Source organism: Haladaptatus sp. SPP-AMP-3 (assembly GCF_049568665.1).
GTDB classification, from domain to species: Archaea; Halobacteriota; Halobacteria; order Halobacteriales; family Haladaptataceae; genus Haladaptatus; species Haladaptatus paucihalophilus.
Genome location: NZ_CP145901.1, coordinates 127,903 through 140,793, shown reverse-complemented (window position 1 = coordinate 140,793; position 12,891 = coordinate 127,903). Strand labels below are relative to the sequence as shown.

14 protein-coding genes are annotated in these 12,891 nt (G+C 62.7%); 6 read left to right on the top strand and 8 right to left on the bottom strand.

Going from position 1 to position 12,891, the window contains the following annotated elements; all coding sequences use genetic code 11:
* Window positions 1-45 precede the first annotated feature (45 nt).
* Together V5735_RS20885 and V5735_RS20880 are read left to right on the top strand one after the other, a co-directional pair.
* Entirely contained in the window at window positions 46-228 is a 183-nt protein-coding gene (locus V5735_RS20885) for a hypothetical protein (RefSeq protein ID WP_026177913.1), read from the top strand.
* 38 nt (window positions 229-266) lie between these two features.
* On the top strand, window positions 267-437 hold the full coding sequence (locus tag V5735_RS20880; RefSeq protein ID WP_007983401.1) for a hypothetical protein: 171 nt from the start codon (window positions 267-269) through the stop codon (window positions 435-437).
* Between the two features lie 161 nt (window positions 438-598).
* Here V5735_RS20880 and V5735_RS20875 read toward each other — a convergent pair whose 3' ends face one another.
* The 6 genes from V5735_RS20875 to V5735_RS20850 all read right to left on the bottom strand — a co-directional run bounded on the left by V5735_RS20875 (window position 599) and on the right by V5735_RS20850 (window position 7,139).
* Complete coding sequence (locus V5735_RS20875) at window positions 599-1,738, bottom strand: PrpF domain-containing protein (RefSeq protein WP_423747075.1); 1,140 nt, start codon at window positions 1,736-1,738, stop codon at window positions 599-601.
* 36 nt (window positions 1,739-1,774) lie between these two features.
* Entirely contained in the window at window positions 1,775-3,283 is a 1,509-nt protein-coding gene (locus tag V5735_RS20870) for a tripartite tricarboxylate transporter permease (RefSeq protein ID WP_423747074.1), read from the bottom strand.
* Window positions 3,283-3,810, bottom strand: a complete 528-nt coding sequence (locus tag V5735_RS20865; protein ID WP_423747073.1) for a tripartite tricarboxylate transporter TctB family protein — start codon at window positions 3,808-3,810, stop codon at window positions 3,283-3,285. The genes V5735_RS20870 and V5735_RS20865 overlap by 1 nt, the downstream gene beginning before the upstream one ends.
* Entirely contained in the window at window positions 3,807-5,225 is a 1,419-nt protein-coding gene (tcuA, locus tag V5735_RS20860) for an FAD-dependent tricarballylate dehydrogenase TcuA (RefSeq protein WP_423747072.1), read from the bottom strand. Before tcuA ends, V5735_RS20865 begins: the two co-directional genes overlap by 4 nt.
* 18 nt (window positions 5,226-5,243) lie before the next feature.
* Entirely contained in the window at window positions 5,244-6,194 is a 951-nt protein-coding gene (locus V5735_RS20855) for a Bug family tripartite tricarboxylate transporter substrate binding protein (RefSeq protein ID WP_423747071.1), read from the bottom strand.
* Between the two features lie 174 nt (window positions 6,195-6,368).
* A complete protein-coding gene (locus V5735_RS20850; RefSeq protein WP_423747070.1) occupies window positions 6,369-7,139 on the bottom strand; it encodes an IclR family transcriptional regulator in 771 nt (256 codons plus the stop codon).
* 494 nt (window positions 7,140-7,633) lie between these two features.
* On the opposite strand from V5735_RS20850, the gene V5735_RS20845 reads away from it, so the two are divergent.
* Window positions 7,634-8,779: a CobW family GTP-binding protein gene (locus V5735_RS20845; protein ID WP_423747069.1), complete on the top strand. Its 1,146-nt coding sequence runs from the start codon at window positions 7,634-7,636 to the stop codon at window positions 8,777-8,779.
* Here V5735_RS20845 and V5735_RS20840 read toward each other — a convergent pair whose 3' ends face one another.
* Entirely contained in the window at window positions 8,780-8,926 is a 147-nt protein-coding gene (locus tag V5735_RS20840; RefSeq protein WP_007983385.1) for a hypothetical protein, read from the bottom strand.
* 129 nt (window positions 8,927-9,055) lie between these two features.
* On the opposite strand from V5735_RS20840, the gene V5735_RS20835 reads away from it, so the two are divergent.
* Window positions 9,056-9,835 (top strand): SDR family NAD(P)-dependent oxidoreductase, encoded by a 780-nt coding sequence (locus tag V5735_RS20835; protein WP_423747068.1) that lies wholly within the window; start codon window positions 9,056-9,058, stop codon window positions 9,833-9,835.
* 66 nt (window positions 9,836-9,901) lie between these two features.
* On the top strand, window positions 9,902-10,861 hold the full coding sequence (locus V5735_RS20830; RefSeq protein WP_423747067.1) for an acetamidase/formamidase family protein: 960 nt from the start codon (window positions 9,902-9,904) through the stop codon (window positions 10,859-10,861).
* Window positions 10,862-10,868: 7 nt separating this feature from the next.
* On the opposite strand, the gene V5735_RS20825 is transcribed toward V5735_RS20830, so the two are convergent.
* Window positions 10,869-12,644, bottom strand: coding sequence for a metallophosphoesterase (locus V5735_RS20825; RefSeq protein ID WP_423747066.1), 1,776 nt, complete (start codon window positions 12,642-12,644; stop codon window positions 10,869-10,871).
* Between the two features lie 108 nt (window positions 12,645-12,752).
* On the opposite strand from V5735_RS20825, the gene V5735_RS20820 reads away from it, so the two are divergent.
* A complete protein-coding gene (locus V5735_RS20820; RefSeq protein WP_423747065.1) occupies window positions 12,753-12,887 on the top strand; it encodes a transporter in 135 nt (44 codons plus the stop codon).
* Window positions 12,888-12,891 lie beyond the last annotated feature (4 nt).

The following is a 12,891-nucleotide window of genomic DNA, read 5'->3' as shown; positions in this document are numbered from 1 at the left end:
ATCGATTCCATAGGAAATTTAACACTCCGCGCAAACGGTGCAGTCATGGTACACTGCCCCGACTGCGGTGCGACCCTCGAAACGGAGTCGGACGTCGATTTCGTGGAGATGGACGCCACGACCGGCTTTTTCGCGGCCTCCAAACGGTTCTACGTCGTGAACTGCGCCGACTGCGGCGCGACTATCGGAAGCGGCGTCGCTGGTGCGAAGGCCGGTGGCGGTGCTTGAAAGAAAAAAGCTATAGGTTAGTTATCACAATTCGGGGTATGGTACACTGCCCCGAATGTCAAGCGGAACTCTCCGAAAAGTCCGACGTCGAATTCGTGGAGATGGACGCCACGACGGGTTTCTTCGCGGCCTCGAAACGGTTTTACTTAGTCGCCTGTAACGAGTGCGGCGCAGCCATCGGCGGCGGCGTGGCGGGCGCGAAGGCCTGAATTGGCTGTCTCTCATTCCGACCGCGAACCGACGTTCGACGACGACCACATTGGTATTATCATCCAGTAACACCAAATAGGAAATACGGAAATACTGACCGGTATTACTGTCTAGAAATACTTCGACGGGGCTGGTCGTCCGTTTCGACGCTCGGTATCTCTTACCCGTTGGAAACCGAGTCCGATACCGTGTAGAACGCTGTTCCCTCCATGAGACGGCGCTGCGTTCGAGAGACCGTCACGGAGCGAACGGAATCCGACTCGATGCCGACCGAAACGGTCATCGTCCCCCGCGGATGCCCGAGCGTTACTTCGGTTCCGCTCGCGGCCGCGACCTCGTTCGGAATCGTTCCGGGGAGCAGTGCCGCCGCCGCCGTACACGCGCCGCCGGTCACGGCGTAAATCGGATGGAGGTACTGCATGCTCATGATGCGCGCCGTGAGGTCGATACGTTCCGTATCGACTCGACCGTTTTCCGTCTCGTACGACTGCGGTTCGGAGACGAACGCGAGCTTCGGATAGCCCGGCGACTCCCGCGCCGCACCGTCGGGGTCATCGACGAGTCCGAGTTCCGCGCAGACGTGCGCTCGAATCCGTTCGATTCGTTCGAGGAGCGGTCCATCCGTATCGACGACGGACGGCCCTTCCGTCCCGTCGAGACCGAGGTCCCTCGCTCGAACGAACGCGACGGGCGTCGTCACGTCCAACACCGTCGCGTCGATACGCTCGTGTTCGGTTTCGACCGTGACCGTCGGCCCCCCCAGCGGAAAGAGCGACCCCGTTTTCGACCCACCCGGATCGAGAAACGTCGTATCGACCCGCGCGCCGGTCCCGGGGACGCCCTCGATGGAGAACGAACCGGTCGATACCGCGCGCGTCCCGTCCACCGGGAAGGATTGTTCCAGTTTCGTCTCCGTGTTCGTGTTGTAGAGGGTGAGCGAGACGCGACCGTCCGCGTCGGGAACGGCGTCGATGAGTCCCTCGTCGTACGCGAACGGCCCGATGGCCGTCGTCATGTTCCCGCAGTTCCCCCCGTAGTCGATGAGGGGTTCCGTGACGCCGACCTGTCCGAAGGTGTAGTTCACGTCCACGTCGGGCCGCGAACTCGGGGAGACGACCATGAGTTTCGAGGTCGTCGAGGTCGCGCCGCCGAGTCCATCGACCTGTCGCGGTTCGTGGCTTCCGAACACCGAGAGTATCGCCTCGTCGTGGTGTTCCGCCGGGAGTTCACCGCTCGCGATGAGGACTCCCTTGCTGGTTCCGCCCCGTACTAACGCACAGCGAATCGTCTCTTGATTCATTGATTTCTAAGATCGAAAAGTGATTTTATCGGTGGATCACTGGTTGGTTGCCCGACGATGCAGCTGGTGGAAGAGCGGTCGCACGTACGGCCCGACGACGACGAACAGGATCATCGCCACGAGCACGATGCGCAACGGCGTCGCGAGGAAGATGTCGAAACTGCCGCCGCTCAGTTGGAGCGACCGGTACAGGTTCTCCTCGGCTATCGGCCCGAGAATGAGTCCCAACAGGAACGCAACGAGCGAGTAGCCGTAGGAATCCATGAGATAGCCCACGATACCCATCACGAGGACGACGAACACGTCGATGTAGTTCGAGTGAAGTGAGTATGCTCCCAACACCGAGAGGCAGACGATGACCGGAATTATCAGGTCGGTGTTGACCGTCGTGATGTATCCCGCCCATCTAACGACGAGCAACCCGAAGACGATTATCACGACGCTGCAGACGACGAGCGTGGCGAAAATCGAGTAGGTCAGTCCTATCTGTTCGTCGAACAGCGCGGGGCCGGGCCGCAATCCGTGAAGCATGAGCGCGCCGATGAGCACCGCGGTCGTCGTGCTTCCCGGAATGCCGAACGTCAGCGTCGGAATCAGCGCGCCGCTGACGGTCGCGTTGTTCGCGGACTCGGTTGCGATCACCCCGTCCTCGACGCCGGTTCCGAACGCGTCCGGGTCCGTGCTCGACCGTTTCGCTTCTCCGTAGGCGATGAACGTCGAGACCGACCCGCCGGACCCGGGAATCGCACCGACCAAGAGGCCGATGCTGGACGATTTTATCAACGTCAGCGGTTTCGAGAGCACGTCCGAGATACCCGATTTCACGCTCCCGCTCAGGCTCACGTCGCCGTCGCGGGAGATGCTACCGTCCCGGAGACTGAGCCGGAGCATCTCGGAGATGGCGAAGATGCCGATGAGCGCGGCGACGAAGTTAACGCCGTCGTAGAGTCCGAGCATCCCGAAGGTGTATCGCTCCGACACCGACATCGGCGCGACGCCGATGGTGGCGATGAGCGCACCGAACCCGCCCGCCATCACGTCCTTGAGGAAGGACCCGTCGGAGACGACGATGATGAGCGAGAGGCCGAAGACCGCTATCAGGAAGTACTCCGGCGTCCCGAACATCAGCACCAACGAGACCATCACCGGCATCAGGAGGATGATCACGATGGCGCCGAAGAGGTCGCCGAGTCCCGAGGAGAGGGCCGAAATCGTCAGCGCGTCTATCGCGCGCCCTTGTTTCGTCATCGGATAGCCCTCTATCGCCGTCGCGGCGGCCGAGGAGTCTCCGGGAACGTTGAACAGAATCGACGAGATGCTGCCGCCGTACATCACGCCGTTGTAAATCGCCATGAGGAAGATGATGGCGCTCGTGCTTCCCATCCCCAGCGTGAACGGCATCGCTATCGCGACGGTGAGCGCACCGCCGACGCCGGGCAACGCGCCGCCGATGATGCCGATGAGGACGCCGAGCAGGATGAGCAGGACGTTCGGCCACGCGAATATCGTCTTCGTCGCCTCGACGAGGATGCCAACGTCCGCCATCAGAATCCCCCCGTCAGCAGGTCGAGGTTCATGAGCGTCATGAATCCGTAGGCGACCCCCGTCATGACCGCGGTGAGAAGCGCCGTCCGCCAGAGCGGTTGGCGGTTGTACAGGAGGTACAGGAAGACGAACGGCGGCGTCAACCAGAACAACCCGACGAGGAACCCGCCGAGGACGTACCCGGCGATCAGGAACCCGAGGACGAGCATCGATTCCAGCGACGCTTCTTCGTCGTCGTTCGCCTCCGACTGCCCACCGCTCAGTACGACCGATTCGCTCCGCTCGACGCCGATATTCAGCCGCGTTACCGCCAGCCGAAGCGCACCGGCGACGAGTACCGTTCCGGCTGCGAGTCTGGGGAACAGCCGCGCCGAAGCGGTGAACCCGGCGGCGGTAACGAACATGTATCCGGCGACGGCGATGAGGAATCCGAAGAACACCGGCCCGCCGTCGACCTCTCGGAGGAACTCGGCGAGCGGCGTCACCGGACTTCGTTCGAGGGTCTTCGATCGCTCTTCGTTGCTCATGGTTGTACGTGCGTATCAGCCGATTCCGCGGCGATTTTCCCGTAGACGGCCGCGTTGGTCTGTGCCGTTCCACCGGGGTAGTTGTCGTAGAACAGTTCTCCCGTGCTGTTCCCCGCGGCGAACAGGCCGGGAATCGACCTGTCGCGGGTGTCGATGACCGTCGCGTCGGTGTCGATTTTCACCCCCCCGAAACTGAAGGTGATGCCGCCGGTCACCGCGTAGGCGTAGTACGGCGGTTCGTCTATCGGAATCGCCCAGTTCGATTTTTCGAGGGGCAGTCCGTCCGTCGCGTTGCCGTCCAGCGTTTTCGGGTCGAACTCGCCCGGGTCGCACGCGTCGTTGAACGCCCGAACCGTCTCCGCACCGACCGCGGGGTCGCTACAGCCGACCTCCGAGAGGAGGCTTTCGAGGTCGTTCGCACGAACCGGGTCGGACGGACCGGTTGCCCGCACCATTTCCTGTGTCTTCGAGTCGAGGACGATGTACGCGACGTGATTCGGCTGTTCGAAGATGAGGCGACCGAACTTCGCGTACGTGTGCGCTCTGGCGTCCTCTCCTTCGTCGACGAATCGCTCGCCATGGTCGTTGAGGATGGCACCGTACTGATAGCCGTCGACGCGATTCGCGCCGCCTTCGACGTCCGGCGACGCCGCGTCGATGAGCGCCATGTGTGCGCCGCCCCACTGACCGACGAGGTTCGCGCCTGCCGACTCGGCCATCATCAGGGCCTCCCCGGTGTTGTACCGACTGCCGCGGACGCTCATCTCGTCGTAGCCGGGGCCGTAGTAGCGAACCCGTTTCTCGTCGCTGGAGCCGTAATCGCCCGCCGCGAGGATGACCGCGCCGACCTCGAAATTCACCCGTCCGTCCGCCGTTCGTGCGGTGAGTCCGTCGATTTCGCCGGTCGGAGAGCGGTGCAGCGACTCCGCTTCCGTCTCGAACCAGAAGTCCGCACCTTCGTCCTCGGCGGCGGCGGTGAGGGTCTCGACGTACTCCTCCCCGTCGAACCACGTTCGAGCGGCGGTGTATCCCACAGCGAGCGGTTCCATCTGCCAGTCCACACCGGCCGCGGTCAACCACTCGACGGTATCCCCGGCGTTCTCGACGAGGGTGTCGGTCAACTCGTCGTCGGCTTTGCCGCTCGTCTGGCTCATGATGTCCCGTCGGAAGTCCGCCGTCGTGTAGTCGTCCACGGCGAACTCGTAACCGTACTGTTCGAGGTCCGTTCCGACCGACGGGACGCGGAAGGATTCGCTGAATCGGGTGTGCCCACCCTGGCGCTCCTTCGGCGCTTTCTCCAGGACTGCGACCGAGTTGCCGAGTTCCGCGGCGCGAAGACCAGCGACGAGTCCCGCGGTTCCGCTCCCCACCACGGCGACGTCGTAATCGTACGTATCCAGATAATCTTCTGTCATTGTGTAGGTGTGTGTGCGTTATTCGTTCGCGATTTTGTCCAGATCGACTTTCTTCGGAATCGTCTCGATGGAGTCGTTCAGCGCCTTTTTGGCCTTCTCGTGGCCGCCGAACTCGACGATGTTTCCCGTCTTCTCGGACCACTGTTGCACCGAATCCTTCTTCAGGGCCGATTTCACACCCTCTTCGAGCGTGTCTCGTTTCTCCGTCTCCGCTCCCTTCGGGAGGAACATACAGCGGGTCAGCTGCCCGATGTAGTCGATGCTCGGGAGCCCCTCGTCCGAGGGTGACGGGGCGTCCTTGAACACGTTGCTTCCCTCGCTCGAAAGGATGGCCACGGGTTCCAGATCGCCGGATTCGACGGCGCTCATCGCGGCTGTGTCGGTCGTCGCGACGACCGGGACCTCGCCGGAGATGGCGGCTTTGATCGCCGGACCGCCGCCGTCGTATCCGATGTACTTCTGGTACTGCAGGTCGTATTCCGCCTTCATCACGTTCGCCGCGACGTGAACGATGCCGCCGCGAGCCAGCCCGGCGAACTTCGAGAGGTCGCCGTTCTTATACCGCTTCGTCAAATCCTTCATCCCCTCTATCTTGAGGTCCGGGCGTGCGAAAACGGCGTACGGCGTCCGGGCGTACGTCGCCACCGGAACGAGGTTCGTGATGTCCCAACTCGGGTCGTGGACGAGGTAGGAGATCGGCGTCGACGGAGGATTGAAACCCCCGAACGTGTAGCCGTCGGATTTCTCCCGCAGTATCTCGCCGGTACCCTTCAGCGACGCCGCTCCGGGGACGTTTTCGATGGCGATGTCGGTGTCGAGTTCGTCGCCAATCGCGGGGACGACCTTGCGAGCGTAGGTGTCGGTCCCGCCGCCTTGGCTGAAGGGGACGATGTAGGTCATATCCTTGCTCGGGTAGGAACCGCCGCCGCCGCTACTCGTACAGCCCGCGAGAAGGGCGCTACTTGCCACCGTTCCTGCTATGAACTGTCGCCGTGAGACACGGTTCTTGTTACCAGTCATCAACAGACACGGCCTTCTCGAACTAGTATTTAATAATTACGTTCCAACTACCGAATCATCGGCGAAGGAGCAATTCGAATATCGTGAAAGGGCGACCGGTTTCCGTCTCGCGACGGTCGTCCGTTACTGATATTTGAGGTCCAACTCGATTTCGTTGGCGACGCCGAGGACGAGGTTGGGTACTTCCTCGTCGTACCAGTCGCCGGTGAGACGATGCGCCGGTCCGGAGAAGCTGATAGCGCCGATGGGGTTCGACTCGTACGGCTGTATCGGCGCGCCGACCGCTCGAAGTCCCGTTATGGACTCCTGTTCGCTCGTCGCGTAGCCCATCTCTCGAATCGAGTGGAGTTCGTCGGACAGTTCCTCGCGGTCCGTGACGGTGTGCTGGGTGTACTCGGGCATTCCCCACCGATCGAGGATTTGGTGGACGCGTTCCTCGGGAAGGGTAGCGAGAATCGCCTTCCCGGCCGAACTCGCGTGGAGGTGAATCTTCTTTCCGATGTGGGCATCGACGTGGACGGCGTTTTCGCCGATAGACGTGTGGATATAGTAGCCACGACCGTTCTCCTCGACGATGAACTGAACGCGCTCGCCGGTCTGCTCGGCCAAGTCGTCCAGTTTTCCGATGATGAAGTCGTACTCGCGTTTTCGCTTGCGAGCGTGACCACCTTTGTTCAAGAATTCCAGACCAACGTGGTACTCCCCGTCGTCGACGGTGAGGTAACCACGATTTTCGAGCGTTTTCACGTAGCCGTGGACCGTACTCTGTGCGAGGTCGAATTCCCGAGCGAGTTCTTGAACGTCCGAACCGTCGGACCGCTGAATCGCATCGACGATATCGATGGCGGTCTCGACGGTTTTCAGCGGACGACTCGGGGAGGAATCACCCACCATCGTCACGCAGTACCAATGCCGCGTATTTACGTTTTGTGAATGCGTGAATATAGACGCAAAACGGATTGAAACGCGTGAATTCGACGATATACGCCATTGAGTGTGGTGTTCAGTAGTTCACGATATGTGTGACGGTATTGTTTAGTTATTCACTCAAGATACGCGTATTGATTCCTATTATACGTATACTGTCCTTGTATCTTCAGCATGTGTTCAGATATGATCGGTGCGGCGCACGTTTGGACGGAACGGCCGTTACAGATATCGAATAGGGGTACTAGTATTTATTCCGACCAATTCAGCCCCGTATCCGCACACTCTATTTTATTTTCATACTTTAAATTTCTAATATAATATTTACTATTTAGAAATTAATCGCGCGCGGTTTCCACGACGCACACGAGCCACGCGACCGACGTCCGACCCCGACGAGCGAAAAAATCAGTTCGTTTTCACAACCAAACGCTATGATGCCGCATCCCGAAGGCAACCCCATGGGAGACGACCGAACGCCGATCACGGTGGTAACGGGCTGTCTCGGGGCGGGCAAAACGACGCTGATAAATCACGTCCTCCGCGACCCGGGGGACCGACGGGTCGCGGTCGTGGTCAACGACGTGGGCGAGATGAACGTCGATACCGAGCTGATACAGGGGGAAACCGACGACGTAATCGACCTCTCCAACGGCTGTATCTGTTGTCAGCTACAGGACGACCTCCGCTCGACCCTTTCCAGACTCGACGACCGCGAGTTCGACTGCCTCCTCATCGAAGCGTCGGGCGTGAGCGAGCCCATCCCGCTCGCGCGGACGCTGCTCGGGATGGACGACGAAACGCCCGACCCGACCGAGGAGTACCGACTCGACACCGTTGTCTCGGTCGTCGATACGGTCGGATTCGCCAACGCGTTCGACGCGGAAACGGGGCAGTTGAGCGACCAAGTGGCGGACGGACAGCGGCCGCTGACCGACGTCTTGGTCGAAACCGTCGAGTTCTGCGACCTGCTGTTGCTGAACAAGTGTGACGCCGTTTCCGACGAGTCCCTCGACGAAGTGGCGGCCCTCGTGCGGGAACTGCAACCGAACGCGGACATGATTCGAACGACGTACTCGGAGGTTCCCGCGGACGAAATCCTCGACACCGGACGGTTCGATTTCGACGACGCGCGCCAATCGCCGGGCTGGAAACGCGCGCTGGCGAGAGGTGAGGACGAGCACGACCACGAGGGGAACCACATCCACGCGGACCACGACCATGACGACCGCGGAGGGCACGCACACGATACAGGGGAATCCGTCGCCGACCGCATCGAAACCGTCGTCTACGAGCGAGAGCGCCCGTTCCACCCGGAGCGGTTGAACGCGTGGCTGGACGACTGGGACGGAAATCTCGCCAGAACCAAGGGCATCTGTTGGATCGCCGGATGGGACGACAACGCCATGGGATTGAATCAGGCCGGACCCTCGGTTCGTTGTGGCCCCCTTGGGGAGTGGTCCCCGGACGAGCGGGAGACCCGTCTCGTGCTCATCGGCACCGACATCGACGAGACGGAGGTGACCGCCGAACTCGACCGCTGTCTCGTCGAGGACGAAGAGACGGAATCCCCGCTCGCCGAGAGCGGACCGTTCCCGCGACGGTGACTACGCGAGTTGGTCGCGGAGGTCGTCCCACGATTCGTGGAACCCGTACTCGTCGTCGCCGCCGGAACCGACGGCGCGTTGATACACGTCGTCGTAGGCGAGGAGTTGGGTCCAGCCTTCCTCGCGAACGGAACAGTATTGACACATCGTCCCACGAAAGGCGCCGAAACGGTATAATGCTTTGCGAGAACGACCTCCGGTCGGGCGTCCGAACCGGTCGCGTTCGTCGTGATTTCGGGGCGAATCGTTTTGTGGGTACCGTTCGGTGGTACGACCATGACCGTACTCGATGCGTTCGACCTGCGGGACCGGACGGCCATCGTCACCGGCGGCAATCGCGGTATCGGCTGCGCCATTGCGACCGCGCTGGCCGACGTCGGCGCGAACGTCGTCGTTGCGAATCGGAGCGCGGCGTCGGGCGAAACCGTCGCGGACGAACTTGCTAACACGACGGGCGTCGAAACCCTCGCGGTCGAATGCGACGTGACCGACGAGGACGATGTGGCGGCGATGGTCGAAGCGACCGTCGAACGGTTCGGCGGGATAGACGTGCTCGTGAACAACGCCGGAATCGTCGTCCACGAGGCGGCGGAAACGATGTCGCTCGACGAGTGGCACGCGGTCATCGAGACGAATCTCACGGGCGCGTTCCTCTGCTCGCGCGCCGCGGGCCGCGAGATGATGGGGGACGGCGGCGGCGTCATTCTCAACGTCTCGTCGATGTCGGCGTTCATCGCGAACCATCCCCAGCGACAGGTGGCCTACAACGCCTCGAAGGCCGGATTAGAAGGCTTCAAGAATCAACTCGCCTCCGAATGGGCGGAACACGGCATCCGCGTGAACAATCTGGCACCGGGCTACGTCGCCACCGACAACGCGGACCAAGGTGCGGAAGTCGCGGAGAACGCCGTCGATATCTGGACGGGCGAGATGTTGCAGGACGAGATGGCGTCGCCGGAGATGCTCGGCCCGACGGCGGTGTATCTGGCGAGCGACGCCTCCGCGTACATGACCGGCGAGACCATCGTCCTCGACGGCGGCTACACCGTCCGGTAATCGATACGCCACCGGAATCCGCGAACGAATTTTATACCCGTTCCGTCTCTACTCGGGTGTACGCCGATGTCACAGACCCCATCCCCGGACCACCACATACCTACCCGAGACGAGCACATTCACACGAGTTGGAGCCGAGACCACGACCCGATTCGAACGGTCGAATCGGGCGACGTGGTGCGCTTCGACTGTCGGGACGCGACGAACGGCCGCCTCGACGCGGACTCGAACGTCGAGGACGTCGCCGCCCTCGCGGGGACGCTCCCCGGCCACGCCCTGACCGGTCCCGTCGACGTCGCGGACGCGCGACCCGGCGACGTGCTCGCGGTGGACCTCCTCTCGTTCGACCACGAGGGCATCGGCTTCTCGTACTTTTACGGCGGCGACGAGGGAACCGGACTGCTCCCCGAGGAGTTCCCCGACCCGGGGCTGCACGTCTGGGACCTCGACGGCGACGTCGGCCACTTCGTGAACGGAATCGACGTCCCGCTCGCGCCCTTCCCAGGCAACCTCGGCGTCGCGCCCGCCGACGGCGGGGAGCACAGCACGACGCCCCCGCGCCGCGTCGGCGGCAATCTCGACGTGAAGCACCTGACCGCGGGCTCGACGCTGTACCTGCCGGTCGAAGTCGCGGGCGCGCGGTTCAGCATCGGCGATTGCCACGGCGCGCAGGGCGACGGCGAAGTGTGCGTCACGGGCATCGAAGCGCCGATGACGGTGACGGCCCGCCTCCGACTCGTCTCGGGCATGGACATCGAGCAACCGCAGTTCGAGACGGACGGGCCGTTTTCGGCGAGCGACGGCGGCCGGGTGTACGCCACGACCGGCATCAGCGACGACCTGATGGACGCCAGCAAGAAGGCGATTCGACACATGATTTCGCACCTCCACCGAACCCGCGGCTTGACGCGCTCGGAGGCGTACCTGCTGTGTTCCGCCGTCGTGGACCTCAAAATCAACGAAGTCGTGGACGCCCCCAACTGGGTCGTCTCGGCGTATCTCCCGCAATCGGTATTCCCGGAGTAAGTCCACCCTACTCCTCGAACCGCCGTCGAAGCGCGTCGCGGTCGATGTCGTCCCGCCGAACGTAGTCGTTCTCGCTGATATCGTAAAGGCGCGATTCGTTGATGTCGAGGTTCCGTTCCTCGATGGCGTCCTCGACCTTCGTCCCGTCCACCCGTTCGGTCACGACGTCCTCCCGGGAGACGCCGTGTCTGGCGAGCTCCGTAAGAACCGTCTCCGCGTCCTTGAGCGATTTTCGCGTCCGGCGACGGCCGCTGACCGACCCGAACGACCCCGCAACCTCTTCCCCCTCGCCGACGCGCGAGGAAAGCACGTCCCGAACCTCGGTTCGGAGGGTTTCGACCTGCCCCTTGACGTCCGAAAAGAGCGCGTACATGTCCGCGAGTTCCGCCGTCGAGCGATCCTCGAAATCGGGCGTCCCCGCGTCGCCGAGCATCGTCGCCAGCGACCCGATGGCGTCGATACGGGGTCGAACGTCGGGATTCGTCGCTTCTCGGGACTGCATCTCGCTGCCGGGATGGCCACCCCTCTCGTCACCGTTCTTCCGTTCGCGTCCGTTCTCCCGTTCGCTTCTCGCTCGCTCGCGCTCCCGCTCGCTCGCGTCGTACCCGTCGAGCGGAATCGTCTCGCGCTCGAACGACTCCCCGCGGACGGTGAACAAACTCACGAGGGGTTCGTCCTCGTCGTCGCGCACCCGCGCGGCGTCGGTGGTTCCGGTGTAGTAGACACAGAGGTCGTCGCCCTCCCATTCGACCGCGCGGTCGGTTCCGCCACAGAGGAACGCATCGACCCAGCCGTCGATGTGCTCGATGGCCAGTTCGTAGGCCTCGACGTCCGCGCCGTACTCCGAGTACGGCGGGGAAACCGCTTGGTGGATGCAACACAGTTTGGGACCGTGCTCTTCGGGGTCTTCGAGGCGAATCTCCCCATTCCACGCCCCGGCGTCTCGCCGGTGGTCGATGCCGTACAGGGCGACCGACTCGTCGATAGTCGTCGGCGTGGTCCCGAGGCGACGCACGCCAGCCGTTTCGGTCAGCGCATCGAGCGCGTCGGTATCCTCGACCTCGTTTCGACCCGTGACGACGAAGAACGGGATGTCGCGTCGGTGCAGTCGCTCCAGTCGCTCGCGACAGGCGGCGTTCACCTCGTCTGAGGGTGTCGCGCTCGAAAACAGGTTCCCGGTGTGGACGACCGCATCGACGGCCGCGCCGACGGCGACGTCCACCGCCTTCGCGAAGCCATCGAGACCGTGAACGCCGTCCACGTCGCTCTCCCCTCCGGGTTTGAGGTGCGAATCGCTCACGTGCAGGACGGTCGTGGCGGAGCGGCGGTCCGATGCGGTAGACGCGGACTTCGGCGAGGAGAAGCCCGCATCCGATTCGGGCGTCCCGTCCGATGCTTCCCCTTCACGGACGAGCGATTCGGTCGTCTCGACGTGGGTCGAAAGCGCCTCGCGCTGGCGTTCGTCGAACCGTTTCGATTGCAGGTGCTCGGCGAGCGCGCTCGCCTCCGCGTCCGCCATCTCGACGTCGCCGTTCGGTCGGGCCAAATCGTCTCCGGTCTCGACGGGGCTATCCGTCGCGGAGGGGAGCGACGCGTCTCCGGCGTAGACGAGCGCCCGAAAGCAGTTCCACGGGACGATATCCCCTTCGTCGTATCCGAGTTCGTCCCGGAGGAGCCGCTCCGCGGCGGGCGTCACGCTGAACTGATACCGACCGCTGCTGAACGACCCCGCCAACTTCCACGCCCCCTCGTTGTCGCGGGTGAGTTCCGGTGGTTTCGCCATCGTTCGATGTACGATATCGTATGACTCTGCTACTAATAAATCGTTCTCACGGACGAAACCGGAACGGTCCGCCACAACCTCTAACAGACGGCGGGTTGACCCGTTCGTATGGTACGAGCCTCGACGATAGTCCTCCTCGCTGGTATCGTCCTCCTGTTCGTCCCCATCCCGCCGGTGGCGACGGTGCTCGGCGTCATCGTAATCCTCATCGGCGTCGCGCTTCGCCTGCTCACCGGAAGTTAGGTGA

Bases quoted from the DNA above. Each gene is read 5' to 3' on its own strand.
- V5735_RS20885 (WP_026177913.1), top strand. From the start codon at position 46: ATGGTACACTGCCCCGACTGCGGTGCGACCCTCGAAACGGAGTCGGAC.
- V5735_RS20880 (WP_007983401.1), top strand. From the start codon at position 267: ATGGTACACTGCCCCGAATGTCAAGCGGAACTCTCCGAAAAGTCCGAC.
- V5735_RS20875 (WP_423747075.1), bottom strand. From the start codon at position 1,738: ATGAATCAAGAGACGATTCGCTGTGCGTTAGTACGGGGCGGAACCAGC.
- V5735_RS20870 (WP_423747074.1), bottom strand. From the start codon at position 3,283: ATGGCGGACGTTGGCATCCTCGTCGAGGCGACGAAGACGATATTCGCG.
- V5735_RS20865 (WP_423747073.1), bottom strand. From the start codon at position 3,810: ATGAGCAACGAAGAGCGATCGAAGACCCTCGAACGAAGTCCGGTGACG.
- tcuA (WP_423747072.1), bottom strand. From the start codon at position 5,225: ATGACAGAAGATTATCTGGATACGTACGATTACGACGTCGCCGTGGTG.
- V5735_RS20850 (WP_423747070.1), bottom strand. From the start codon at position 7,139: ATGGTGGGTGATTCCTCCCCGAGTCGTCCGCTGAAAACCGTCGAGACC.
- V5735_RS20845 (WP_423747069.1), top strand. From the start codon at position 7,634: ATGGGAGACGACCGAACGCCGATCACGGTGGTAACGGGCTGTCTCGGG.
- V5735_RS20840 (WP_007983385.1), bottom strand. From the start codon at position 8,926: ATGTGTCAATACTGTTCCGTTCGCGAGGAAGGCTGGACCCAACTCCTC.
- V5735_RS20835 (WP_423747068.1), top strand. From the start codon at position 9,056: ATGACCGTACTCGATGCGTTCGACCTGCGGGACCGGACGGCCATCGTC.
- V5735_RS20830 (WP_423747067.1), top strand. From the start codon at position 9,902: ATGTCACAGACCCCATCCCCGGACCACCACATACCTACCCGAGACGAG.
- V5735_RS20825 (WP_423747066.1), bottom strand. From the start codon at position 12,644: ATGGCGAAACCACCGGAACTCACCCGCGACAACGAGGGGGCGTGGAAG.
- V5735_RS20820 (WP_423747065.1), top strand. From the start codon at position 12,753: ATGGTACGAGCCTCGACGATAGTCCTCCTCGCTGGTATCGTCCTCCTG.